At 62.1% G+C, this 24385-nt stretch carries 20 protein-coding genes; 9 read left to right on the top strand and 11 right to left on the bottom strand.

Annotated elements, in window-relative coordinates; all coding sequences use genetic code 11:
- Positions 1-179 precede the first annotated feature (179 nt).
- The 4 genes from JFX23_RS03570 to disA all read left to right on the top strand — a co-directional run bounded on the left by JFX23_RS03570 (position 180) and on the right by disA (position 5058).
- Complete coding sequence (locus JFX23_RS03570; RefSeq protein WP_198775762.1) at positions 180-1703, top strand: TrkH family potassium uptake protein; 1524 nt, start codon at positions 180-182, stop codon at positions 1701-1703.
- 36 nt (positions 1704-1739) lie between these two features.
- Positions 1740-2414 carry a potassium channel family protein gene (locus JFX23_RS03565; protein WP_198775761.1) on the top strand — a complete coding sequence of 225 codons (675 nt, stop codon included), beginning with the start codon at positions 1740-1742 and terminating at the stop codon, positions 2412-2414.
- Between the two features lie 167 nt (positions 2415-2581).
- Positions 2582-3952, top strand: coding sequence for a DNA repair protein RadA (gene radA, locus JFX23_RS03560; RefSeq protein ID WP_198775760.1), 1371 nt, complete (start codon positions 2582-2584; stop codon positions 3950-3952).
- A gap of 35 nt (positions 3953-3987) precedes the next feature.
- Positions 3988-5058: a DNA integrity scanning diadenylate cyclase DisA gene (disA, locus tag JFX23_RS03555; RefSeq protein WP_005963401.1), complete on the top strand. Its 1071-nt coding sequence runs from the start codon at positions 3988-3990 to the stop codon at positions 5056-5058.
- Between the two features lie 369 nt (positions 5059-5427).
- Here the strand turns inward: disA and JFX23_RS03550 are convergent, their stop codons facing one another.
- The 10 genes from JFX23_RS03550 to dacB form a co-directional block, all read right to left on the bottom strand.
- The gene (locus JFX23_RS03550) at positions 5428-6114 is read right to left on the bottom strand and encodes a hypothetical protein (protein ID WP_198775759.1); all 687 of its coding nucleotides are present in this window, start codon (positions 6112-6114) and stop codon (positions 5428-5430) included.
- A 203-nt stretch (positions 6115-6317) separates the two neighbouring features.
- Complete coding sequence (locus JFX23_RS03545) at positions 6318-6803, bottom strand: DUF3180 family protein (protein ID WP_198775758.1); 486 nt, start codon at positions 6801-6803, stop codon at positions 6318-6320.
- Complete coding sequence (folK, locus tag JFX23_RS03540) at positions 6800-9151, bottom strand: 2-amino-4-hydroxy-6-hydroxymethyldihydropteridine diphosphokinase (RefSeq protein ID WP_198775757.1); 2352 nt, start codon at positions 9149-9151, stop codon at positions 6800-6802. The genes JFX23_RS03545 and folK overlap by 4 nt, the downstream gene beginning before the upstream one ends.
- Positions 9148-9975: a dihydropteroate synthase gene (folP, locus tag JFX23_RS03535; protein ID WP_198775756.1), complete on the bottom strand. Its 828-nt coding sequence runs from the start codon at positions 9973-9975 to the stop codon at positions 9148-9150. The genes folK and folP overlap by 4 nt, the downstream gene beginning before the upstream one ends.
- A gap of 2 nt (positions 9976-9977) precedes the next feature.
- A complete protein-coding gene (gene folE / locus JFX23_RS03530) occupies positions 9978-10547 on the bottom strand; it encodes a GTP cyclohydrolase I FolE (RefSeq protein ID WP_198775755.1) in 570 nt (189 codons plus the stop codon).
- A complete protein-coding gene (ftsH, locus tag JFX23_RS03525) occupies positions 10547-12559 on the bottom strand; it encodes an ATP-dependent zinc metalloprotease FtsH (RefSeq protein WP_198775754.1) in 2013 nt (670 codons plus the stop codon). Before ftsH ends, folE begins: the two co-directional genes overlap by 1 nt.
- An 11-nt stretch (positions 12560-12570) precedes the next feature.
- Positions 12571-13125, bottom strand: a complete 555-nt coding sequence (hpt, locus tag JFX23_RS03520) for a hypoxanthine phosphoribosyltransferase (protein WP_198775753.1) — start codon at positions 13123-13125, stop codon at positions 12571-12573.
- A 231-nt stretch (positions 13126-13356) separates the two neighbouring features.
- On the bottom strand, positions 13357-14541 hold the full coding sequence (gene tilS / locus JFX23_RS03515) for a tRNA lysidine(34) synthetase TilS (protein ID WP_198775752.1): 1185 nt from the start codon (positions 14539-14541) through the stop codon (positions 13357-13359).
- Complete coding sequence (locus tag JFX23_RS03510) at positions 14534-15376, bottom strand: zinc-dependent metalloprotease (RefSeq protein WP_198775751.1); 843 nt, start codon at positions 15374-15376, stop codon at positions 14534-14536. The genes tilS and JFX23_RS03510 overlap by 8 nt, the downstream gene beginning before the upstream one ends.
- A gap of 83 nt (positions 15377-15459) precedes the next feature.
- On the bottom strand, positions 15460-16836 hold the full coding sequence (dacB, locus tag JFX23_RS03505; protein ID WP_198775750.1) for a D-alanyl-D-alanine carboxypeptidase/D-alanyl-D-alanine endopeptidase: 1377 nt from the start codon (positions 16834-16836) through the stop codon (positions 15460-15462).
- A gap of 104 nt (positions 16837-16940) precedes the next feature.
- On the opposite strand from dacB, the gene JFX23_RS03500 reads away from it, so the two are divergent.
- Complete coding sequence (locus JFX23_RS03500) at positions 16941-17435, top strand: inorganic diphosphatase (protein WP_040313623.1); 495 nt, start codon at positions 16941-16943, stop codon at positions 17433-17435.
- Positions 17436-17875: 440 nt separating this feature from the next.
- On the opposite strand, the gene JFX23_RS03495 is transcribed toward JFX23_RS03500, so the two are convergent.
- Positions 17876-19246: a C40 family peptidase gene (locus tag JFX23_RS03495; RefSeq protein ID WP_233050542.1), complete on the bottom strand. Its 1371-nt coding sequence runs from the start codon at positions 19244-19246 to the stop codon at positions 17876-17878.
- 279 nt (positions 19247-19525) lie between these two features.
- Between JFX23_RS03495 and JFX23_RS03490 the strand changes: the two genes are divergently transcribed.
- From JFX23_RS03490 to JFX23_RS03475, 4 genes are all read left to right on the top strand, one after another.
- Positions 19526-20860 (top strand): O-acetylhomoserine aminocarboxypropyltransferase/cysteine synthase family protein, encoded by a 1335-nt coding sequence (locus tag JFX23_RS03490; RefSeq protein ID WP_198775748.1) that lies wholly within the window; start codon positions 19526-19528, stop codon positions 20858-20860.
- A gap of 144 nt (positions 20861-21004) precedes the next feature.
- The gene (metX, locus tag JFX23_RS03485) at positions 21005-22153 is read left to right on the top strand and encodes a homoserine O-acetyltransferase MetX (protein WP_198775747.1); all 1149 of its coding nucleotides are present in this window, start codon (positions 21005-21007) and stop codon (positions 22151-22153) included.
- Between the two features lie 972 nt (positions 22154-23125).
- Positions 23126-23512: a GntR family transcriptional regulator gene (locus JFX23_RS03480; protein ID WP_198775746.1), complete on the top strand. Its 387-nt coding sequence runs from the start codon at positions 23126-23128 to the stop codon at positions 23510-23512.
- Positions 23512-24384 carry an ATP-binding cassette domain-containing protein gene (locus JFX23_RS03475; RefSeq protein ID WP_198775745.1) on the top strand — a complete coding sequence of 291 codons (873 nt, stop codon included), beginning with the start codon at positions 23512-23514 and terminating at the stop codon, positions 24382-24384. The genes JFX23_RS03480 and JFX23_RS03475 overlap by 1 nt, the downstream gene beginning before the upstream one ends.
- Position 24385: the final 1 nt, after the last annotated feature.

Here is a 24385-nt window from a genome sequence, read left to right as displayed (position 1 = left end):
TTGGCGAGGCGCTCGGAATCGACCATCCGTTGCTTAGGCCGCCTCAGGGGACATACTAGTGCCTGAGGGCCGAGCCTTAGCAAGTTCCACAAGGAAATCTTCTCGGTCTTTGAAGACGAGGAGCCCATCGGGCGACTCGAAGTGCGACACGCGCCCCAAGGGGCGAGGAAGGACGGGGCATGGCACCTCGCAAAAGACGCTCCTCCTCCCCCATCGTTTCTCCCCTTGGTACGGGGAATCTGAAATCACGGGGCTCCGCGCTTACCCCCGTCACCGTGGAGGATTTCGGCACCACGCCTTCGCCCTTCGTTCGCCCTGTTGACGGGCCTATCGGGCCGAAGGAAGGAAAAATCGACTCCTTCAAGAGCTGGTTCACCCGCGAAGCCCGCTACGCTCCAGCGCGCCTCGCCCTCGGTGTTTTCGCTTTAATCATCGCGACGATCACCGCTTTGCTCTCCCTGCCCTTCGCCACCGTTCCCGAACGGCCCATCGCCTTCGTTGATGTTCTCTTCACCGCAGTGTCCGCAGTGTGCGTCACGGGTTTGACGACAATCGACACGGCGAGCTCATGGACCATCTTCGGCCAAGCCGTCATCGCCCTGGGCATCATGATCGGTGGCCTGGGGGTCATGACCCTCGCCTCGATCCTCGGTTTCGCGGTTTCTCGCCACCTGGGACTCACCCAGCGCATGCTCGCCGCCCAAGAGACGAAATCCGATGGCCTCGGCCAAATCACGGGCCTACTCAAAGCGGTCTTCACCGCCTCCTTAAGTGCTGAAGCTCTTCTCGCCGTCCTCTTCTTCCCCAGGTTCCTCACCCTGGGACATGCTCCCCTCTCCGCCGCCTGGCAGGCCGTTTTCATGGCGATCTCCGTATTCAACAACGCGGGCTTCGTCATCATGGTCGAAGGGCTCTCTCCGCATGTGACAGACGGGTGGATGCTGATCCCCATCACCCTGGGCACTTTCATCGGAGCAATCGGCTTCCCCGTCATTCAAGACCTCAACGCCCACTGGCGAACACCAAGAAAATGGGCACTCCACACGAAGCTCACCCTCTCCGTGTACCTCATCCTCGCGCTCATCGGCTCCGTCATGCTCGCCCTGACCGAGTGGACGAACCCCGCAACCCTCGGCGCCCTCGACACCCCCTCGAGGATCCTCAATGCGCTCCTCGCCGGCGTGAACTCGCGTTCTTCGGGCCTATCGGCTCTCGATGTCGGATTGATGCGCCCCCAGACCCACTTCGTGCAAGACATCCTCATGATGATCGGCGGCGGTTCAGCCTCGACTGCAGGAGGTGTGAAAGTCACGACCTTCGCGGTCCTCGTCCTCGCGGTCATCGCCGAAGCCCGGGGCGATCAGGACATTGAAACCTTCGGGCGGCGCATTCCCCCTTCCGTTGTCCGCCTCGCGGTCGCAGTGTCCCTCCTCGGAATGGCGATGGTTGCCGTCTCCGTCGTCTTGCTGCTCACCTTGACGAACTACTCCCTCGACGCGGTCCTCTTCGAAACGATCTCCGCTTTCGCAACCGTTGGTTTGTCAACGGGGATCAGCGCGACTTTGCCGCCGCTGGCGAAATACGTCCTCATCGCTCTCATGTTCGCCGGGCGCACCGGCTCCATGACGGTCGCAGCCGCTCTGGCACTGCGGGAGCGTTCCCGCGTCATCCGCATGCCAGAAGAGCGCCCGATCATCGGCTGAGCACGCAGAGAGCCGTGAACGGGCATAATGGCGGTCATGGCACACGAGGAAAGCAAGGATCTGACGTCTGGGACGCTCGTCATCGGGCTCGGGCGTTTCGGCTCGGCTGTGGCGGTCACCCTTGACAAGCTCGGCTACGAAATCCTCGCCGTTGAGAGGGACCCGGCTCGGGTTCGCGCTTTCGCCGGGCGCTTCCCCCTTGTCGAGGCCGACGCGACCTCCATGGACGCCCTCGAACAGCTTGGCGCCCGAGAGTTTAGGGCCGCAGTCGTCGGCGCAGGTTCTTCCTTGGAGTCCTCGGTCCTCATCACCGCGAACCTCGTAGACCTTGGGATGCCCTCCATCTGGACGAAGGCGATCTCACGCGAGCACGGTCGGATTCTGCGTCGAATTGGCGCCCATCATGTCATCTACCCGGAGTTCGACGCGGGCCAGCGCACGGCGCACCTCGTGGGCGGAAGGATGATCGACTATATTGAAATGGAAAAGGGCGGCTTCGCCATCATGAAGCTGCGCCCCCCGAGGGAAGTCCACGGTTTCACTCTCGAAGACTTGGATTTGCGGGGCCGTTACGGGGTGAACGTGCTCGGGATCCTGCGTCCGGGTCAGCCTTTCGAGTATGCGAAGGCCCAGACCCGCATCAATCCTGAAGACATCATCATTGTCTCCGGGGATGCTCGTCTTCTCGAATACTTCGCGAACCGCCCCTGAACCGAGGGAGTTCAGCGCGGATCGGCCCCTGAACGCAAGCGAAGGCCCCGTCAAACAGCCCGGTGCAGGGCAGTGTGACAGCCCCTCGCTCCCCCTTTCGCCCTCGCCCCTCCCCGCCTGCCTCAAGCCCGTCCGCAAATGCCTAGGGCTGTCGATACGGTTAAGACATGGCGAAGACGAAAACGAGTTACCGCTGCACGGAATGCGGGTGGAGCAGCGCGAAATGGCTCGGCCAATGCCGAGAATGCTCCGCCTGGGGCACCCTGGAAGAGGCCGCCCCCGCAGGAGTGCTCGCCGGTGGCACCGCCCCCACTCCCCCGCGCAAGCCGGCCCGTCCGATCGGCCAGGTGGACGCGGGAATCTCGAAGCAGCGCCCCACCGGTGTAGGTGAACTCGACCGGGTCCTCGGTGGCGGTATCGTCCCGGGGGCAGTCATCCTCCTCGCCGGAGAACCCGGCGTCGGCAAATCGACTCTCCTCCTTGATGTTGCGGCCCGAGTCGCCCGCACCTCGACTCGCCTCGGCCCAGTCCTGTATGTGACGGGAGAAGAGTCCTCCTCCCAGGTGAAGTCCCGTGCAGAACGCATTGGCGCAATCGACGAAGGCCTCCTCCTCGCCGACGACAACGACCTGTCCTCGATCCTCGGGCATGTGGAGGCTGTCAAGCCCTCGCTCCTGCTCGTCGACTCCGTGCAGACAATCCAGTCCCCGCAGGTCGATGGTGGCGCGGGAGGCGTCGCCCAGGTCCGTGCGGTCGCAGCTGCCCTGATCCGCACCGCGAAGGAACGCAATATGCCGATCCTTCTCGTCGGTCATGTGACGAAGGACGGGGGCATCGCCGGACCTCGCGTCCTCGAACACCTCGTTGACGTGGTCTGTCATTTCGAGGGCGAGCGCCACGCCCGTTTACGCCTGCTGCGCGCGGTGAAGAACCGTTATGGCCCCACCGACGAGGTCGGGTGCTTCGAACTCACCGATTCGGGGATTCGTGAACTCTCAGACCCCTCCGGACTTTTCCTCTCACAGGCCTCGCGGGACGTTCCTGGTTCCTGCGCGACGGTTTCCCTCGAGGGGCGGCGCCCCATGCCGACCGAAGTCCAGGCCCTCGTTGCCCCCAGCGCCGGGGGCTCGCCGCGTCGCACCACTTCAGGAGTCGACCATTCCAGGGTCGCAATGATCCTCGCGGTACTTCAAGCCAGGCTCGACCTCGACTCCTCATCTTTGGATGTGTACGTGTCAACAGTGGGGGGTGCGAGGACCCAGGAGCCTGCGGTTGACCTGGCGATCGCGATCTCCATCGCCTCCGCTTTCAAAGGCTCAGCTCCCCGCTCCTCCTTGATCGCCATGGGAGAGATCGGGCTGACCGGGGAACTGCGGGCCTGCACGGGGCTGGGACGGCGTCTACAGGAGGCGGCTCGTCTGGGTTTTGAAACCGCGATCGTGCCTGCGCAGGGTTCGCAGGATCTTCCCCGCATCGAAGGCATGAACGTGTTCACCGTCTCCGAGCTGTCGACCGCGATCCGCGTGGCTCTGCCCTAGACTCGAATCAAGGTTGAGTCGCCTAGGAGGGTGGCATGAATGCTGACGCCGTCACTTTGAGGGAGGCCCTTGCGGCCGTCGCTCCCGGCACTGCTTTGCGTGAAGGGCTCGAAAGGATTCAGCGTTCACACACCGGCGCTCTCATTGTCCTGGGCTACACGCCCGAGATTGAGGCTTTGTGCTCAGGCGGTTTCGATCTTGATGTCGCTTTCACGGCCTCTCGTCTTCGTGAACTGTGCAAGATGGACGGCGCCGTCGTCCTCGATATTGACAAGTGGCGCATCCGCAAGGCGAATGTCCAGCTCCTCCCTGATCCTTCGATCCCCACTAATGAATCCGGCATGCGTCATCGCACGGCCCAGCGGACAGCCCGTCAGACGCACCTTCCGATCCTGTCCTTGTCCGCGTCGATGCGGATGATCTCCATCTACGTCGGCGAATATCACCGTCTCGTGGAAGAACCCGAGGCTCTCCTCGCGCGCGCCAACCTTGCTGTCGATACTCTCGACCGTTATTCTCAGCGCCTCGACGAGGTCCTCCAGACCCTCACTGTCCTTGAAATCCGTGATTCTGCGACGGTCCGTGATGTCACGACTGTGTTGCAACGCATGGAAATGATCCGAAGGATCATCTCCGAGATCAACAGCTACCTTGAAGAACTCGGCTCCGAGGGGCGTCTCCTCGCCCTTCAGGTCGATGATCTGATCCGCGGTTCTGCATCCGAACGGGCCCTCGTCATGCGCGACTACGTGCGTGACCAGTCCTCCATTGCCACTGTTGAACAGCATCTTTCAGAGCTGCCCGGCGATAAGCTCGTCGATCTCACGGCGATCGCGAATGTCCTCGGTTTGGGGGTCTTCGAGGTCGCCGACCTGGATCGAGAGATCCAGCCTCGTGGAATCCGCGCCCTCTCCCTTGTCCCGCACCTGCCGTGGAGCATCATCAAGGATGTTTCCTCGCATTGGGGGAGCTACGCGGAATTGCGAGCCGCGACCGTCGAGGATCTGCAAAGCATCGAAGGGATCGGCCCCTACCGGGCGAAACTCATCCACGAGAACCTCGAGCATCAGGCTCAGATGGCGGCGAACGGCCTCGTCGGCTGGTGAGGGGACGGCTCGGGAGATTCGCCCGCGCACGCGCGAGATTCACCCAGTAGGGGTGCTCAGGCACCCGCCGAGAGGACACACAGGCACTGAGGAAAGACTTGCCCGACAGGCGCACTGGAGCACTCACGCAGTGGGCAACGCGCGCACTCCGAAAGACTCTCCTGGCAGGAAAGCTCAGGCATCCGCCCAGGGGGTATGCACGGACACTCTAGAAGACCCGACCGCCAAGCAGGCGCAGGTGTTGTGCGCCGAGATGCGCCGATAAAGAGCTATTCGGGACTCCCGCCAAACGTTCTGCATAAAACACCGGCGCTGCGCGAGATCTCTGCCTGTAAGGAGCCCCGTAAAGAGCAGAACGGCGAGGGTATATCAGCCCGCAGCTTCGATGACGGTGAACACCAACTCACTCGTCACAGGCACGCCGGCGAAACTCAACTGGGCCCGGTACGTCCCCTCGCTTGCAAGGGGAGCCCCGCCCTCGGGCGTTGAACAGCCCTGCACGTAGACGCGCCCATCCCACGCCAATGAAGACGACCAGGGATCTCCGGGACTCAGGAGCAAGGGCGTCGCTTCCTCGTCACGAGAGGCGCAGCGCGCTGAATCGTAGATGAGTTGATCGCCGGAGCGGATCGCCAGATCCACTCGTCCAAGCGAAGTGAAGCAGGCGGTGCGCCCAATGTTCACCATCGTGAGTGCGAGGTTCTCTCCTGAACCGACCCGCGTTTGCGTGGCCGTCGCGGAAAAACTCAAATCCTTCGCAATGCACCCGGGGATCATCACTCCCTCTTCGCGGGTGACGACACCGTCTTTCGTCACCTCATCACTATTGCGAAGCTCAATCCTTTCTGTTCCAGACTGAATGAACTCCCCCGTCTTCGCCAAGGCCGACTGTGATTCATCGACCTTAGGCTGAGTGGTCATGAAGCCGATGATGAAAAGCACAGCCCACACGATCAGCGCGAGAATGAGGATCAGGCCAAGTCCCGTAATGATGCGCCGAGGCCACAGGTTCTGCTTGCGTCTCTTCGGTGCACGAGCGCCACCTAAACGCCTCATCCCCCGGGGCGAAGCTTTCTGACCCGAAGCTTTCTGAGAAGCCCCTCGAGAAGATGAAGGACGCGATGTGCCCTTGCCCGGGTTCGTCGTGCGAGGAGTCTTCCCCCGCTTCTGACTCACGCCGCCTGGTGACTTTCGAGCATCCCCCCGCGAAAGCGATGGTGCTTTCGCGCGTTTTCTCGGCCCTTTCGATTGTGAATCCTTCATGCTGGGCTCACCGTCGGCTGTTGTGTTTCGACTCCGTCTTCGTGATCGTCCTCGTCAATAATGCACCAGCGCTCCACGACGACAGCGATCACGCACCACAGCAGTCCGGCTGCGATTCCGAAAGCACAGGCGAGGGCGTTGCGCATCATCTCAGGTGCGCCGATCCGGCTGAGAGTCGTGACGAGGATGCCAAGCAGGGCGCCGACGAGCAGGGACGCGACAATCGCTGATGCCCGCGCGCCTAGGGCGATCCTCATGGCATTCAAAGAGTTCACCCAGGTGCTCTTATGAGCGATGAAACGTTTGACATGCACCCCTGCCCATAAGAGGAATACGGCGAGAACGCCCTGAAGGAGTGCAAGCATCGGGGTGACGAGGATCGGGGAGCCTCCCGAGGCGACGATCATGAGGCCAATAGCTCCAGACACGAGGGCGCTGAGCGCTCCCATGAGGAGGAGCCAGGCCTTCGATAGGGGCATCATCTGTGGTCCCGATCCTTGAAGATCGGGATCTGCCCGGTCGTCGAAGGACGAACAACGATCTTGCGCAACAAGCCCGTCTTCGTGTTTTCCGTGTCGGCCACGTCTGCGCGAAGCGATTGAGAGTGGAGCTCAGGGTCCATGATGGAACGACGAGCCGCGGATTCGGGAGCTGCACTTGCCTCAGCTTCGACATGAAGAGTCTGGGGAGTGGGCTCATCGACAATCCGCACGTCCCCGCGCGCAAAGTCCCAGCTCGGCAAATCCCTGTGCTCTTCTTGCACACAAGACGCGTCCTCTTCAGATGTGGAGGCGCGTTCGGAGGGGCGCTGAGTCTCAGTGAGCTTCGCTTGGCGCTTCTTCCTCGTTTCAGAGGCAGCAGCGAGGGGAAGCCAGCGCAGGCGAGGCTGTTTCTCTTCTGAAATCGCCACCCTGTCTTCACCTGCCGCTGTGGCCTCGACGCGAGATGGCGGGGACTCTTGGGCCGTGCGGGTCTTCGCTTCATCCCAGGAAGAGGCACGATCGTGCGTGTGAGTGGCTCGAGTTGGTGCAGAAGCCTGGGGGGCCCGAGTCGGCGCAGCTGCCTGAGCGGCACGAAGCGACGCAGGAGCCTGAGGGGCCCGGGGCGATGCAGGAGCCTGAGGGGCCCGAGTCGGCGCAGGAGCCTGAGGGGCCCGGGGCGATGCAGGAGCCTGAGGGGCCCGAGTCGGCGCAGGAGCCTGAGGGGCACGAAGCGACGCAGCTGCCTGAGCGGCACGAAGCGACGCAGGAGCCTGGGAGGCACGAGTCGGCGCAGCTGCCTGAGCGGCACGAAGCGACGCAGGAGCCTGGGAGGCCCGGGGCGATGCAGGAGCCTGCGCTTCGAGAGCGTCACGTTCCCTTTGATTCCTTGGCTTCGTCGCCGTGTTCTCGACCCGCGTGTTCTTCTCCAACGCAGCGGATCCCGTGGCAGGCTCCGCTTGTCCACTGCTCATAGGAGCAGGGCGAAGAAGAGCCTGACGACGAGGATCAACAGCCGCGAGAGCATCCTGAGTCATCGGTTGGGACCAGCGTTCCCACAGGCGACGCCACACGAGGTCATCGCCTTCACCTGAAGGAGTAAGACCTTCTCGCAGTTCTTCTGGCATGAAGTCCAGGCGGGTGATCGTTGAAAGACGCGAAGAGGACACAGTAGAGGAAGCCGAGGCCCTCAACCCGCCTTGAGGCTCTGCAAAATGAGTCTCATCAGGCGTTTCATTGTGCGCAGTCTCAAGGAGAGCATCCGACTCGGCGATGACGGAACCCGGTTCAAGAAGCCACTCGTCAACCGCGTCGATAATGCCATCCGCATCAGGGGCGCAGCGCAAAAGCTCGGCGACACTGTCATCTCCCAGGTGGGCGTCCTCATCCACCATGAGCCAGGGCGCCAAAACGAAAGCCCTCGTCGCCGCACGCGGATGCGGAAGAATCAAGTCCCCCTCAGCGAGGGTGCACCCCTCGTAGTCGATGACATCAACATCGAGGGTGCGCGGACCCCAATGCTCAGAGCGCACCCGACCAGCCTCTGCTTCGAGTTCGCGCGCGAGTTCCAAAACCTCATAGGGGTCGAGGAGAGTTTCCATGAGAACGACTGCGTTCCAGTAGTCCGCTTGAGGTTCTTGTCCCTCGGCGAGCACCGGGCAGGTCCGCAGCAGGGGCGACACATCAAGGACATCGACCTCGGGCGAATCGACGAGAGCTTCAACGGCTGCGGCCAAACGGGTCGGCGCATCCCCGACATTGCCCCCGAGGGCGAGGACGACGTGCGCGGGCTCATCCGATTCCTCAATCGTGTCCGCAGTCTGCTCGCGAGGCTCACTGAGGGCCCCCCTGGCAGGGGAGGAAGGAGGCAAGGCCGGGGGCTGGGTGGAGAGTATCGGAGAGGATGGCAGAGGTGTTGTCGACGGGGTCGGAGTCTCGAATGAGAAAGTCGCGTCCTGCGAAGACAGTGCCGGAGCCACGTCGATCTGTCCACGACGCACCGTCACGGACACGTCAGAAAATGCCTGAGCAATCGGGGCTTGGGGCTTATGAACAGTGACTTCAACTCCGAGAATCCGCTCATGGGCGAGGACTGCATCAGCGATCCTCTGGCCGAGAGTCTCAAGAAGCCGCACCGAAGGTCCTGTGAGGATCGCGGCGATCTCTTCAGCGATCTGAGCATAGGAGACCGTCTCTTCGATCTCGTCCAAACGGGCGGCCTCAGAGGCGTCGAGCCACATTCTCAGGTCGACAACGAAAGGCTGAGCGGCAAGGTGCTCATCAGGCAGGACGCCGTGGATCGCCTCAGCTGCGAGTCCGCGCAGCGTGATGACGTCGAGTGGCCGGCTCATCTTCCCACCTCATTTCCCTCACGCGCCGCGCGAGCGTTTCCCCGTATTTCATGGACCCTCACAGCCCATACCCGCTCGCGCGCGCAACGGCGAGTGATTATAGCGGTCTGTTCGTCGCAGTCACCGCCCATTGCCGCAATGAAACGTTTCCGTGACGCACCGATGAGGACAGGGTAACCGAGGGAGGAAAGAATGCCGAGACCATCAAGCACCGTGTGGCATTGTTCGTTCGTGAGGGAGAAGCCGAGCCCGGGGTCAATAATGATCGCCTCCGGGACGACTCCCGCGTCGAGAGCGTCCCTCACCTGTGCGTTGATCCGTTCTTTCAGCGTCCCCATGAGATCCTCGCCGTAGTCGAAGGACTCACCCGGCATCCCGGGCAGGGCCCGGTAGTGTTGAACAACATAAGCGAGACCGGTTTTCGTAAGCACAGCGTTCATCTGCGGGTCCCAACGCCCGCCCGAAACGTCGTTGATGATCGCCGCCCCCGCGTCGGCGGCCCTCAGGGCGGTCGCGGCGTGCAGGGTATCGACCGAGCACACGACGCCCTGATCGGCGAGGGCGGAGAGCACCTTACTGATCCTCGACCACTCTTCTTCTTCTGAGACTCGCGTCGAGTTCGGTCGCGTCGATTCTCCGCCAATGTCAATAAGGTCGGCGCCCTCGTCGATCATCTGCACAGCGCGTTCGATCGCCTTGTCACTACTCGACCAGCGCCCCCCGTCGGAAAAAGAATCGGGGGTGACGTTGAGGATCCCCATGATGAGGGTCCGATCCGTAGGAAGGGACCAATCGCCTGGCAGTTTCGGAGTTCGAATGCGCATCCTCAGCGTCGGCCACCCAACACCAGGGACATCATCTCGGCGCGGGTCGCCCCGTCATTCATGATCCCCCGCAAAGCAGAGGTGACTGTGGAGGAACCGGGCTTGGAGACGCCGCGCATCGACATGCACATGTGCTCGGCCTCAATGACGACGATGACACCCTGAGGGTGGAGGACCTCGTCAATGGCGTCAGCGATCTGAGCAGTGAGACGTTCTTGGACCTGGGGGCGGCGAGAATACCCCTCGACAACCCGGGCGAGCTTCGACAAGCCCGTAACCCTGCCACCGCGCGGAATGTATCCGACGTGGGCGCGCCCGTAGAAGGGCAGAAGATGATGCTCGCACACGGAGTGGAACACGATGTCTCGCACGAGGACGAGCTCATCGGTCCCCGCCTCGAACTGGGTGCGCAAATAGTCGCGCGGATCCTCATCAAGGCCCTTGAGGATCTCCTTCCAGGCCCTGGCAACACGGGTGGGCGTATCGCGAAGCCCCTCACGATCTGGGTCTTCACCAATAGCGGCGATGAGTTCACGCGTAGCCGCTTCGGCTCGCGCTTCGTCGTAGCCCATCAGATGTCCTCGGCTTTCTCCACACCCTCATCGGCGTCAAGGGGCGCGCTGTCCGTCTGCGTTTCCGACGCAGGAATACCGACCGGTTCACCGAGGCGGGCTCCGGGGATCGCCGCATCCGCACCGTAGTTCCAGACGGGACGCTCATCCTGCTTGCGGACGGCCTCGAAGATCTTCGCGAGCTGAGCCTCATCGAGGGTCTCCTCCTCGAGGAGACGGGCAGCGAGAGTGTCGAGCACATCGCGATTCTTCGTCAGGATCTCCCAGGCTTCCCGCATGGCCGCGTCGAGGAGGAGACGCACCTCGTCATCAATGATCCCGGCCATCTCATCGGAGAAGACACGCGATTCACCTGCACCGCCGTGCCCGAAAGCCTCAGTGTCGGTCGTTCCGAGTTTGACGAGGCCGACGCGCGAGGACATGCCGTAGTCGGTAACCATCGCACGAGCGGTCTTCGTTGCCTGCTGAATGTCGTTCGCCGGGCCCGTCGAAGGGTCGCGGAAGACGATCTCCTCAGCGACTCGGCCCCCCATCGCGTAGACGAGGTCGTCGAGGAGCTGATTGCGGGTCTTGTTGTAGCGGTCCTCAGTCGGCATGACCATCGTGTAACCGAGGGCGCGTCCGCGCGGGAGGATCGTCACCTTCGTCACCGGGTCCGTGTACCTCAAGGCGGCGGCGCACAGGGCGTGCCCGCCCTCATGGTAGGCGGTCACGGCCTTGTCATGATCGTTCATCACGCGGGTGCGTTTCTGCGGGCCCGCGATGACGCGGTCGATCGCCTCGTCAATGGCGCGATCATCAATGAGGTCCGCGTTCGAACGGGCCGTGAGCAGCGCGGCCTCGTTAAGGACATTCGCGAGATCAGCGCCGGTGAAACCGGGGGTGCGCTTCGCAATCTGGAAGAGGTCAACCTCTTTCGTCATGGGTTTGCCTGCGGCGTGGACCTTGAGGATCGCTTCACGGCCCTTAAGGTCCGGGGCTTCGACGGCGATCTGACGGTCAAAACGACCGGGGCGCAGCAGCGCCGGGTCGAGGATGTCCGGGCGGTTGGTCGCTGCGATAAGGATGATGTTCGCGCGCTCATCGAAGCCGTCCATCTCAACGAGGAGCTGGTTGAGAGTCTGTTCGCGCTCGTCATTGCCTCCGCCGATGCCCGAACCTCGGTGACGGCCGACCGCGTCGATCTCGTCAACGAAGATGATCGCCGGCGCTGCTTTCTTCGCGCGTTCGAAGAGGTCGCGCACGCGAGAGGCGCCCACGCCGACGTACAGTTCCATGAACTCCGAGCCCGAGATCGAGAAGAAGGGGGCATGAGCCTCACCGGCAACTGCCTTCGCGAGGAGGGTCTTGCCCGTCCCGGGAGGCCCATAGAGGAGCACGCCGCGCGGAATCCTCGCACCGACTTTGTGGAATTTGTCGGGGGCTGCGAGGAACTCGCGGATCTCTTCGAGTTCTTCGACGGCTTCATCTTCACCGGCCACGTCGGCGAAAGTAATGTCGGGGCGCTCCTGGTTGAACTCTTTCGCCTTCGACTGGGCGAAACCACCGAGCATCTTATTTCCCGACATGGAGCGCATGAACAGGAGAAGAAGGCCGAAAAGGAGGAGCAGGGGAACGAGCATCTGCACGATCGAGGAGAGGAAGGAGGCCTGCGGGCGCAAGGCGTTCCAACCCTTCGTCGGCTTGGCATTTGCGACCGCGGTGAGGATGTCCTCGGTCTGCGAATAGGAGTAGGTGAAGTACACGTTCTTACCGAGCTCCGCCGTGCGGTCGCCGAGCCCCGTCGACTCGTGCGTATAGGGCTCGCTGAGCAAGAGGTTCACCTGCTGGGTGGACTCGTTGAGGACAACTCTTTCAATCGAGTTGCTCTTGAGGATCTCAAGTCCTTCGGAAGTGTCGACTGCGCGGGGCTGGAAGGCCTGCCAGAGGAACCACCCTCCGATCATGAGGACGAGGAGTGGCGCGATGATCCACGCCCAGTTGACTCGATTCTTCGTCTTGGTCTTCGCCATGGGTTCCCGATTCAGTTCTCGTAGACGTGGGGAGCAAGCGTGCCCACGAAGGGAAGGTTGCGGTATTTCTCCGCATAGTCGAGCCCGTAGCCGACGACGAACTCGTTGGGGATCTCAAAACCGACGTAGGCGACCTCTACCTCGACCTTCGCGGCTGCCGGTTTACGCATGGCCGTCGCAATGCGGACCGAAGCGGCTCCACGCGAGAGGAGATTCGTCCTGAGCCAGGACAAGGTGAGCCCCGAGTCGATGATGTCTTCAACGATGAGGACGTGGCGTCCGCTCACGTCCTGGTCGAGATCCTTGAGGATGCGGACGACCCCGGAGGACTTCGTTCCCGAACCGTAGGAGGAGACGGCCATCCAGTCCATTTCAAGGGGCGTGTGGATCTTACGGGACAGGTCGGCCATCACCATGACGGCTCCGCGCAGAACACCGACGAGGAGAATCTCCTTGCCCGCGTAGTCTTTGTCGATCTCCTCGGCCATTTCGGCGAGACGCTGATCGAGTTGTTCTGCAGTAACCAGAACGTCCTTGAGATTCTCGCCCATATCCGTGGTGTCCACGCGGTCCTCTTTTCATATCGTGCGCCCACACGAGCGGGCATCCTGCCTTAAGGTTGCCACATTTGGCGAGGGGGCTGCGACGCGGGGCGGCACAACTCACTGAGAGCGAAAACATGGTGGGCTCGGCGCGCAGGATCCTTCAGGTAGCGCAGCCCCACACCCCCGGCGTTCCTTCGAGAAGCAGCAGCTCAGCTTCGCCTGAGTCTTCCCCATCCCATACCCGGCGTCCCCTCAGTGAGTGTTCTCCACGATCAGGACGGGGCGGGCGGCGATGTCGCGTCCTCTTCTTACCCTCACCCCGGCAAGATCAACGCCCTTTTGTCCGTGCCATTGACACAGCAGTGCATCAACCTCGTCAATGAGACGCGAGGAGAGGGCGCCCGCTCGCGCTCCTCCTTCGAGGCAGAAACGGCGGATGATGCGGGTGCGGATCGCCATCGGCAACTCCACCATGGGAAGGATGTCGAGAGCCGGGGCGCGACTCCCATCAGGCAAGAGCGCTTCGCGTTTCACCGTGTGCCACGCGCTCTTGGCCCAGGAGGCGAGGGCTTCGTCATCGCGGGCGGCAAGTTCCGCACTGCGGGCAAGGGCAGGGATCGGGTCAACTCCCAAGGCCTGAGCAAGAGAGGGAAGAGCATGGGCGCGGACGGCGCTTCGTCGAAGAGGACTCCCATCGGCTGCGCGCCAGGGGCCCTGGGGCTCATTCGTCGGATCCTTCACCCATTCGAGTCCGGCTTGCTCGCAGGCGCCCTCCGTCGTTTCTCGGCGCACCCCGAGCAGTGGGCGCAGCCACAGCAGGCCCTGAGAGTCGAAAACTTTAGGGCGGATCGCTCTCAAGGAGTGTGCGCCCGATCCTCGGGCGAGGCGTAAGAGGACCGTTTCAGCCTGATCGTTGAGGGTATGTCCTAAAAGGATGGGGGCGCCCAGTTCCTGTGCTCTGCGGGCAAGGGCTTCGCGGCGTTTCTCGCGGGCTGCGCCTTCTGGTCCTCCCACCGAGCCGATTTCGACCTTCTCAATGTCGGCGTAGGCTCCGAGTTTGCGGGCCAGGGCTGCGACCTTTTCCGCTTCTTGAGCCGATTCTGGGCGCAGACCATGGTCAATGGTGAGGGTGTGGACTTGCCTGCCCTCCCTCGTTGCCCAGTCGATCACCCCGAGAGTCAGAGCGAGGGAGTCCGCTCCCCCGGACAGGCCCACGAGGAGTGGGCTTTTCGGGTCAAGGGATTCGAGGGATTCGAGAGAGTGCTTCACGGCGAGTGAGACGATCCGCAATTGCCCTTTCGGGTTCGGGCCGATGATGCGGCTCGCATGTGAAGTGGGGGTGGAGCGAGGGCCATGTTCGTGAGGATGCGCGCCCCGATTGTCTTGAGTGGACGAGGAGGCCCGAGGATGCGCGACCCGTTTCGTTTTATCAGACACGCGGGCTCGTCAGAGTCGGAGGTGTCGTCGCTTCGGGCCCTTTGCGGGCAAAGTCCGGGAAGGGGTCCTCGTTGCGGGAAAGAGCATCAAGGGCAGAGCCCAAAGAGTTTGAGCTCACGACCTCGTGGGAGATTCTCCGATAGTCCTCGTATGCGCGGAAAAGCTCGGTCTGCGGGATTGAAGAGTCAAGGAGGAGCGCAGAGACGAGAGTACGAATTGAGGATTTCGGGCCGAAGTTGCGAATCCACAGGACCGAGGACAGGTCCGTTGGGGTGAGGCGGAGCATCAGCGCATCGAGGAGGGCATCCACGAGGAGGAGGCGGGCCAGGAAGTCCGTGTTCTCCAGGGTTGGATCCACCAGGTTCGGCGCCTTGTGCACGATGAGGCCTTCCAATCCGACTCGTAGGGCAACCCACTTGCACCAGTCGGATTGGTCGAGGGAATGGGCGTGGGCAGCGTCGAGGACATTCGGTGCGATGAGGACTCGAGCCTTCACACGCGGATCCCATAGTCCCGTGGCTCGACGAGAAAGGGCCCTGATCGTGATAGCGCGGTCGCGCAGCTCGCGAAGCTCGTAGATGGGCGCGATCGTGTCCAAGGTGCGAGCCGTCTGAAGCGCGAAGGAATGCCGGTCGAGGACGAGGACGGGAGATGTGGCAATTTTTGCCGCTTCGGGCAGGGCACTGAGGCTCTCCACGTAGGGCTCGGACCAGCGTGCGGCGCGCCTGAGGCGGGTGACGGCCCCGGCAGCGATCGAGGAGTTCGTCATTGGCCCCGCAGAGCTGAAGGTGTTGAGTGCTCGTGCAATTCCTCTGGAGCCAATCCGCATCGACATGGGCTCATTCTACAAAGCCCCCTGCTGACACGGGGAAGGACAGGGGCTTCACCCGGCGGAAAACCCCTGGTGGCGCGGGTGGTTCAGAGGCCGGCCAGCCCCGTAACGAAAGCGTCAAGCACCGGCCTGGTCAAGGCTCCACCGTCATCGGGAACATTCTCACTTCCAATGGCGTACACGAGGATCCTGCCCGTGGAGGTCTGTACGATCCCAGCCAAGGATGACACTTCTCCCAGCGTTCCCGTCTTGGCCTGAGCATTCGCATAAGCCCCACCACCTGTCATGCGTCTTTCCATCGTGCCATTGAGTCCCGACCAGGGCAGGCTTCGAGGAAGGTCGGCGAGCGGGCCGGTAGAGGAAAGTGAGACGTTGATGGCGCCCACCAGGGTTTGCGGGGCGATCCTGTCATCGGAGGACAATCCCGAGCAATCCCCCAGGGAAAGGCCACTCGTCGGTACTCCGGATTCCTCCAAGGTCTGGCGGATCACGGAAACGGCTCCTGGGAAGGAAGTTTCGACACCTCGGGCCTTCGCGCTCAGGCGCCCCAGTTGTTCGGCGAGAGTGTTGTCGGAGTTGTAGAGCATCCATCGGATCTGCTCGCCCAGGGACGCCGATTGGATCGTGGCGATCGTTTCTGCGCCTTCAAGTCCGCTCGACGCTCCCCCCAAAGTCACTGCGATTCCTCGCTCTTGTAGGCGCTGGGCAAAAACGGCTGCGACGGTGGACTCGGGGTCGTCAACGAAAACGTAGACCGAGGGGGCTGTGCGTCCCGCATCAATCGCCATCGCTCCGACTGCTCCGACGTAGCCTTGGACGTCTTGGGCGGTCCAGGCTTCCAGGCGATCGGGCCCGTCGAAGGGAGAATCCGCCCAGTTCAGGGTCACATTGGTCGTTCCGGCATTGACGAGGGCGGCGGCCGCCTCCTCAGCCAGGTCGGCGAGCCCCGCGCGACCGTTGACATCGTCAGGATCGGATGTGCCCGCCCCGAGGAGGAAATCTCCTTCAGAGCTGAGGAAGAGTTCAGAGCCGGATGCCTGCACGCTCGTTGAGAGTGTGCTCGCCGGATCGAGGGTCTTCAGGGCCGCGAAAGCGGTGAGGACCTTCGTGGTGGACGCGGGAGTATGCGCCTGGCTTGCTGAAGCATCAAGGAGGACCTCCCCGCTTCGTGCATCGATAACGTTTCCCCAGGCCTTCCACTGCCCCTCTTCGGCGGATTGGGCGACGCTTGCCCAGAGTTGGGCGACGTCGGAAGAGAGGACAGGCTCGCCTTCAGGAGTGGAGAACGTGGCGAGGGATTGGCCTGAATCGGCAGGTAATTGAGGGGGGTCGGCAGGGCTCGGCACTTCAGCGGTGGTGAGGAACCCTGGTACTCGGTCGGCAATATCGGCGGCAACATACCCACTGATCCCCAGCGCGAGTACTGCAACGCCTACAATCGCTGTAAGAGTTTCGCGCCGCATGGATCTCCTTCCGAGGTTCAACAACCGCTCCCACCCTAATGGTGAGGCGCCGGGGCGGCCGATCCGACACCCTCAGTCACTGGCGCAATATGAAGGAGTTCGCGGTGGAATTCGATGTGACCATTGAGATCCCGAAGGGGAATAGGAACAAGTACGAGATCGATCACGAGACGGGACGCATCCGCCTTGACCGTATGCTCTTCACCTCGACAAGGTATCCCGATGATTACGGCTTCATTGATGATACCCTCGGTGAAGACGGCGATCCGCTTGACGCCCTCGTCCTCCTTGAAGAGCCCACTTTCCCTGGTTGTGTGATTCGTTGCCGCGCACTCGGTATGTTCCGCATGGCCGACGAGAAGGGCGGGGACGACAAGGTCTTGTGTGTTCCCGCGTCGGATCAGCGCGCATCGTGGCGTACTGAGATCGAGGACGTCTCGGAATTCCACCGTCTTGAAATCCAGCACTTCTTCGAGGTGTACAAGGACCTCGAGCCCGGAAAGTCGGTTGAAGGCGCCCACTGGGTGGGGCGTGAAGAGGCCGAAGCTGAGATCAAGCGTTCCTATGAACGTTTGAAGGAGCACGAGGCCGGGCACTGAGAGCTATTCACACCCCGAGCGGGTGGTCATGAGCTGCGGCTCATGACCACCCGCTCCTTGTGTCTGGGCGTGTTGGTGAAGACCTTGTCCGCTTGGGGAATGCACCAGACTGTTCGAGGATGAGATCCCGAGCGGCGTGCTATGCGCACACCTCACGCCCCGAGTGTCTCAGAGTGCGCGCGTCTCATAAGACGCTGCGCCTGACTGGCGAACATGCGCCCACCTGCTTGAGGGATGACAACTAGCTTTGTGTAACAATCAGTGTGAACGAGCAGGCGCACGAGGCCCAACGCTTCATGCTGAGCACCTCCACTTCACGCAGAACGCGGCATTCGAGATACGAGCCTCAAAGGCGGGGGTGAAGACGTTCCCCGTTCGAGCCCCGGCGCTCCCACGGAGCGCCTCGCATCCAGGCGGAATGAGTGCTGAAGGGGTGGGCCTTAGAGGCGCGTCGCGTAGGGCATGAGCTGAGACCAGCCCCAGATCGAGGTAATGCGTACCGTCATACCGAAAGTTGGAGCTTCGATCATCTGACCGCCGCCAAGATACATAGCGACGTGGTAGATGCCGGACTGGTATCCATTGGAGGACCAGAAAATCAGGTCACCGGGCTCCATCGAATCGATCGGCACATGCGTTCCATAGCCGTACTGGGAGGCCGAATAGTGCGGCAGGTAGACCCCAGCTTCAGCCCATGCGAGCTTCGTCAGACCCGAGCAGTCGACGCCTCCGTAGGATTCACCACCCCACACGTAGGGGACACCTAAGAAGGACTTCGCGGCCGCAATTGCGGTGGAAGCCCCTCCAGAGGAGGACCAGGAGGGAGAGTAAGACCCTCGTGAAGACTGGGAGGGGGCGACGTAGGAGGGTTCCTCCCAGTCTTCCTCCTCTTGAGCTGCTTGCCTGGCTGCTTCTTCAGCCGCACGCCTCGCGGCTTCTTCAGCGGCCGCTTGAGCTGCCGCCTGCCTTTCGGCTTCGAGGGCAGCTTCCCTTTCGTTGATGAGTTCGACGGTGGTGCCCTGCTTCTTCGCGAGTTCGTTGACGTAGACCTCGCGTTGAGCTGCGGTTGTTTGCTGAAGGGCAAGAGCGGATTCGGCGGAGGCGCGAGCTGCTTCAGTGCGAGCCTCAACTTCCTCAGTCGCAGCTTGTTGGACGTTCACGGCTTCATCGGCAGCAGATTGCATGACCCTGGCGACCTGTTCGAGCGCCGCAACCTCCTGCATCTTCGCGTCAGCGGATGCGGAGAAGGAGTCAAGGGAGGCTTGCTTCGTTTCAACGGTGCGTAAGCCATCGGCCCCAAGATAGGGGGCGAGAGAATCGAGGGAGGCGGCGCCCTCGCGGTAGGCGGTTTGAGCGACGGAGGCGATCTGCTGTTTGCCCTGCTCGAACTCTAAAAGCGCCTGGTCCGCGTCTTGTTGGGCCTTCGAGGCAGTCATCCTCGCTTGTTCGAGTTCCAGGTTCGCAGCGTTCAGCTGTTCAGCAGCGATCCGCGCCTCTTGAATGGCCATGTCCGCCTGTGCGGAAACTGTGGCGAGGCGAACCTCGATCTGAGCGACCGACATTCGTGCCGCTTCTTCTTCAGCCTGGGCGCGGGCAATGTCCTCTTCGGAGGGAGCGGCTTGCGCAATCTGTGGGAGAAGAAGAGCGGCGCTGGCCAAGAGCGCGATGATTCCTGCGCGTAAGCGGAAGGAGTGTGATCGGCTGCTCGAATCAGACACTGAATCACCTATCGTCGAGGACGCGGAGGCCCACCGGAGCTGGTGTACCTTCTCGCGAGCGTAGTTCACTTCAGTCTCAGCACGCAACACCATCCACTATCTTCCCTATTATTTACATTCATCACAATCACACCATCTTTCACAGGGGTGTCACCTCGTCCCAGCTTCTGAACAGCTCCCCTTTCACTCCCTTCCACGCCGTAGCCTCGTCATCATGAGCTTGCGAATGCCCCGCTGACTGGACCCCAGCATCCCTGTCGCGCCAGAGCGCACAGTGCTGGCGTGCAGTCAACCCCAGTCCCTGCGGGAGGTCGCAAGCGCCCAAGATCGCGCCGTACAGCTCCCGCTCCTCAGATCTCTCAGGAGCCCACAATGCCCCAGTCCAACGCCCAGAACTGGAAGTTTGAAACCCAGCAGGTCCACGCAGGCTGGGACCGCGATCCCGCGACCGGAGCAACAGCCCTGCCGATCCATATGTCCAATGGATTCGCCTTCGAATCCGCCGAACAGGCGGCCGATCGTTTCTCCCTTCGACAGATCGGCAATATTTACACCCGCCTATCGAATCCGACGAACGACTCCCTCGAAGCGCGTGTCGCCGCCCTCGAAGGGGGAGTCGGCGCCCTTTTCCTCGCGTCGGGACAGTCCGCAACCGCCCTCTCGATCCTCAACCTGGCAGACACGGGAAATAACATCGTCGCCTCCGGTTCCCTTTACGGCGGCACCGTCACACTGCTGAAGAACTCTCTGGGCCGCCTCGGGATCGAGGTTCGTTTCGTCTCCGACCCCCTCAACGCTGAGGCATGGAAAACCCTCGCCGACGCCAAGACCGTCGCCTTCTTCGGCGAAGCCATCCCCAATCCGCGCGGAGACATCCTCGACATCGAACCAATCGCCCAAGCCGCCCACGAAGTTGGGGTCCCCCTCATCGTTGATAACACGGTGTCCACCCCCTATCTGACGAGGCCCTTCGAATGGGGTGCGGATATCGTCGTCCACTCGGCCTCAAAATCCCTGGGCGGACATGGCACCACCATGGGCGGCTTCATCGTCGACTCCGGGCGTTTCGACTATTCGGCCGATCCGAAGCGCTTCCCGCACTTCAACACTCCCGACCCCTCCTACGGGGGAATCGTCTACGCGCGCGACCTCGGCGAAGGGGGCGCATTCGGAAAGAATCTGTCCTACATCCTGCGCGCCCGCCTCCTCGGGCAGCGCGACTTCGGTTTCGTCCCCTCCCCCTTCAACGCCTTCCTCATCGAGTCGGGCATCCAGACCCTGTCACTGCGCATCGAACGGGCAACGGACAACGCCCTCGCCGTCGCCCGCTACCTCGAAGCGCATCCACAGGTCGAATCGGTGAACTACGCGGGCCTCGAATCCTCGCCGCTGCACCACCTTCACCTCAAATACTGTCCACGAGGCGCCGGCCCCCTTCTCTCCTTCGTCATCAAGGGCGGCTACGAAGCGGGGCGCGCTTTCGCAGATTCACTCGAGCTCCTACCCCTCATCGCCAACCTCGGTGACAACAAGACACTCGCCACTCACCCGGCCTCGATGACACACTCCCAATTGTCGCCCTCGCAGCTTGAAGCCGCGGGCATTCAAGGAGGAACCTTCCGCCTGTCGATCGGCATTGAGCACATCGACGACATCATCGCCGACCTCGAAATCGGGTTCACAGCGGCCAACACCGTCGCGTCCTGAACAGTCGGGGACCTGGACACTGTCACTCGACACGAAGGATGAGCCTCACCCTTCACCTCAACCTCTAAACCCCGGAGAGCTACCTACAGTTCCCATCCCCTCCTCCAAACACCCCCTCACCCTCGTCCACCCCAAGGAGAATCGATGCCCACCGCCGCCAACACCGGTCCCTCGGCACCCGTTTCCGGAGGGTGGAACGAGGGCGATCCCGTCGCTGAACGCCTCTTCGCAGACCTGGGAATCCTGGAGCTGGAGAACGGCAAAACCCTGCCCGGCACCAAACTCGCATACGAGACCTGGGGTGAGCTCAACACTGAGAAGTCGAATGCCGTCCTCATCCTCCACGCGCTCACTGCGGACGCCCACGTGGTCGGCGAGGCGACCGAGGGACAAGCAACCGGTGGATGGTGGAATGAGATCGTCGGACCGGGCAAAGTCATCGACACAGAGAAGTTCTTCGTCCTTGCCCCGAATGTGCTCGGCGGATGCCAAGGTTCGACGGGTCCCTCTTCCTTAGCACCCGATGGAGCTCCCTGGGGCTCAAGGTTCCCTGTCATTTCAACGCGCGACCAGGTCGCAGCTGAGGCCCTTCTGGCCGATCAGCTCGGTATTGAGAGTTTCTCCCTCGTCGTCGGCGCTTCTCTTGGCGGGCACCGCGCGATCGAATGGGCCGTCGATATGCCCGAGCGAGTTCGCCGACTCATTGTCGTCGCCTCGGGCGCACACACCACGGCCGAACAGGCGGCCTGGGCACATACGCAGTTGCGGGCAATCGAATTGGACCCCGCTTGGCAGGGGGGCGACTACTACACCTCCCCGGACAAGCCCAGTTCCGGACTCGCTCTGGCTCGTCAGATCGCTCATACGACCTATCGTTCCCCCGAAGAACTCGATACTCGCTTCGGAAGGCGCCCTCAGGGGGACGAGGACCCCCTGCATGGCGGGCGCCTCGCCGTTGAGTCATATCTCGACTATCACGGCACGAAGATCGTCAACCGCTTCGATGCTGGGTCCTATGTGGCTCTTACGAGGTCGATGCTCTCGCATGATGCGGGCCGCGAGCGCGGGGGCATTCCCGAAGCATTGGCGCGGATCACGGCAGCGACCCTTGTTGTCGCCGTGGATTCGGATCGCTTGTTCTTCCCTGAACAACTCCGCAAGATCGCCGAGCAGATCCCCGGTGCCATTTACCGTCAAATCCACTCAGACTATGGGCACGACGGCTTCCTCCTCGAATACTCCCAGCTCACCGCCATGTTCGATGAGTTCTTGGGGGATACCGCCCAACTCTGAGGGGACACGGAAGGGAAGTAGCCCTCGGCGTGGAGGGGGCACTTCCAGTGGGGCCTCTTCCGGGGCTCCACCAAACGTGTAATCCTCGGCGTAGAGGGGCTGTGCCCACCCTCGAGAAAGCCGCAGCTGCCTACCTGGGTGTAGCCCTCTGCACGGGGGGGCACGTCTCAGCGTCGAGGGGCTCTACGCCTCGGCACGCAGGGGCACATGTTTCGGCACGCAGGGGGAACATGCCTCGGCCCGAACGGGCGCCCCACGACAAGACCGCCAGGTTTGATGCCATCTACACGCCCACGACCCCAAGCGAACACCTTAGAGTTCCCCTTCCCCGCGCGGATTCCAGACGTCCTCAGCCACATCAACCCCTGCTCCCGCCCCGCGCGGATTCCACCTTTCCCGCCCTATTCCTGCCCTATGACACCCATTTCTGCCGGGAAAGGTGGAATAGGCATCGCCATCCCCCGGGAAAGGTGGAATAGGCGATGACGCACGCAAGAAAACATCGAACAGACAATGGTGGATGCCGAACCAGGAAGCTCCGCCCCTCCCCTCTCCGGATCCCAGGTTTCCCGACCACCACACCCTGCTCCCGCCCCGCGCGGATTCCACCTTTCCCGCCCTATTCCTGCCCTATGACACCCATTTCTGCCGGGAAAGGTGGAATAGGCAATGACGCACGCAGGAAAACCTGGAACAGGCGAGGGCCGACACCACACCGGAAACGCTTCACCACTCTCAGGACATTTCACCGCTCTCCCCTCCCGATTCCAAGGGTTTCGAGCGACGCACCCTCCCGATTCCAAGGGTTTCGAGCGACGCACCCTCCCGGTTCCATGGGTTTCGAGCGACGCATCGTTTCCCCCTCCGGGTTCCAGGGTTACAACCCCCTTCTTCTTCCCCCTCGAGCCCCTTGACAAGCTCACCACCTCCATGGTTAATTAGTCATGTAATGAACCAGAGAGGAGGTTCTCAATGGAATTCGACTCCACAACCCCGATCTACATCCAGATCGCAGAAGAACTCCGTCACGAAATCCTCATCGGAGCCCTCGACGAAGGAGACCAAGTCATGTCAACCACGAAATACGCGACCACATACCGCATCAACCCGGCCACAGCAGCAAAAGCCTTCACCGCCCTCGTCGATGAAGGCCTGCTCGTCAAGAAACGCGGTATCGGAATGTTCGTCGCCGCAGGCGCCCGCGAGCGCCTGCGCACCACCGGCCGAGCCCGATTCATCCAAGACTCTCTCCTCCCAGTGGTCGAAGAGGCACTCGCCCTCGGACTGACCCCAAATGACCTCATCGACGCAATCCACACCCACGCGCAAAACGCGGGGACACACACCAAGGAGCACTGATGATCCGCATCGACTCGCTCTCCCACACCTACCCCCGCCAGAAGGAGCCCGCCCTCGATTCCTTCTCCCTCGAACTCGCCGAAGGAGCAATCACAGGCTTCATCGGCCCGAATGGCTCGGGGAAGACAACCCTCTTCAAAGCCCTTGCAGGGCGTATTCTTCCCTCCAGCGGCCAGGTCCTCATTGACGGCGACCCCACCGGGCGCGAGGAACTCATCGCCCACTGCCTCTACGTCGGCGATGACAAGGACCTCTCCCCCATCTCGGCGAAGAACGCACTTCTTTACGCGAGATGCCGTCCGACCTGGGACGAAGCGCTCTTCACTCGTCTCGCCCAGCGATTCGAGCTCTCCCTTAAAGGAACCCTGAGCCGACGCTCCCTGGGCCAACGCGCCCTTTTCACTGCGGCGCTCGGACTCGCCTCGGGCGCGCCGATCACCCTCCTCGACGAACCGAGCGGCAACCTCGATGTGCCCACACGACTCGCACTCGCCGAAGAGATCATCCGCGTGAATGCCGAGGCTGAGGGCGCACGGACGATCCTCATCTCCAGCCACCTCGTCAGCGAATTGGAGTCACTCATCGAACACGTCGTCGTATTGAAGAAGGGACGACTCGTCACAGCGATGCCCGCTGAGGAACTCCGATCCGCCGCCATCGCCCTCGTCGGTAATCCCACCACGATCCGGGCCGAGCTCGCATCCGAAGCGAAGACGCGAATCCTCGACGAACGCCCCCTCGGGCGCCTCGCTGAGATCCGAATCGTCGGTCACACTCCCGAGCTCCTCGAATCCCTGAGCCTCTCAGGAATCGAGATCCAACCCCTGTCCTTCCAAGACGCCTTCGTGTCCCTCATTTCTGAGGAGAAGTGAA

This window comes from Schaalia cardiffensis (genome assembly GCF_016405145.1).
In the GTDB taxonomy this organism is placed as follows: Bacteria; Actinomycetota; Actinomycetes; order Actinomycetales; family Actinomycetaceae; genus Pauljensenia; species Pauljensenia cardiffensis.
The sequence above is the reverse complement of the archived record's forward strand: the minus strand, read 5'-3'. Positions and strand labels throughout refer to the sequence as shown.

Coding starts and splice junctions, on each gene's coding strand:
- JFX23_RS03480 (WP_198775746.1), top strand. CDS start 23,126: ATGGAATTCGACTCCACAACCCCGATCTACATCCAGATCGCAGAAGAA.
- JFX23_RS03565 (WP_198775761.1), top strand. CDS start 1,740: ATGGCACACGAGGAAAGCAAGGATCTGACGTCTGGGACGCTCGTCATC.
- dacB (WP_198775750.1), bottom strand. CDS start 16,836: ATGCGGCGCGAAACTCTTACAGCGATTGTAGGCGTTGCAGTACTCGCG.
- JFX23_RS03475 (WP_198775745.1), top strand. CDS start 23,512: ATGATCCGCATCGACTCGCTCTCCCACACCTACCCCCGCCAGAAGGAG.
- JFX23_RS03570 (WP_198775762.1), top strand. CDS start 180: ATGGCACCTCGCAAAAGACGCTCCTCCTCCCCCATCGTTTCTCCCCTT.
- folK (WP_198775757.1), bottom strand. CDS start 9,151: ATGAGCCGGCCACTCGACGTCATCACGCTGCGCGGACTCGCAGCTGAG.
- JFX23_RS03510 (WP_198775751.1), bottom strand. CDS start 15,376: ATGTCGATGCGGATTGGCTCCAGAGGAATTGCACGAGCACTCAACACC.
- radA (WP_198775760.1), top strand. CDS start 2,582: ATGGCGAAGACGAAAACGAGTTACCGCTGCACGGAATGCGGGTGGAGC.
- folP (WP_198775756.1), bottom strand. CDS start 9,975: ATGCGCATTCGAACTCCGAAACTGCCAGGCGATTGGTCCCTTCCTACG.
- JFX23_RS03490 (WP_198775748.1), top strand. CDS start 19,526: ATGCCCCAGTCCAACGCCCAGAACTGGAAGTTTGAAACCCAGCAGGTC.
- metX (WP_198775747.1), top strand. CDS start 21,005: ATGCCCACCGCCGCCAACACCGGTCCCTCGGCACCCGTTTCCGGAGGG.
- disA (WP_005963401.1), top strand. CDS start 3,988: ATGAATGCTGACGCCGTCACTTTGAGGGAGGCCCTTGCGGCCGTCGCT.
- folE (WP_198775755.1), bottom strand. CDS start 10,547: ATGGGCTACGACGAAGCGCGAGCCGAAGCGGCTACGCGTGAACTCATC.
- JFX23_RS03495 (WP_233050542.1), bottom strand. CDS start 19,246: ATGGTGTTGCGTGCTGAGACTGAAGTGAACTACGCTCGCGAGAAGGTA.
- JFX23_RS03545 (WP_198775758.1), bottom strand. CDS start 6,803: ATGATGCCCCTATCGAAGGCCTGGCTCCTCCTCATGGGAGCGCTCAGC.
- JFX23_RS03550 (WP_198775759.1), bottom strand. CDS start 6,114: ATGAGGCGTTTAGGTGGCGCTCGTGCACCGAAGAGACGCAAGCAGAAC.
- ftsH (WP_198775754.1), bottom strand. CDS start 12,559: ATGGCGAAGACCAAGACGAAGAATCGAGTCAACTGGGCGTGGATCATC.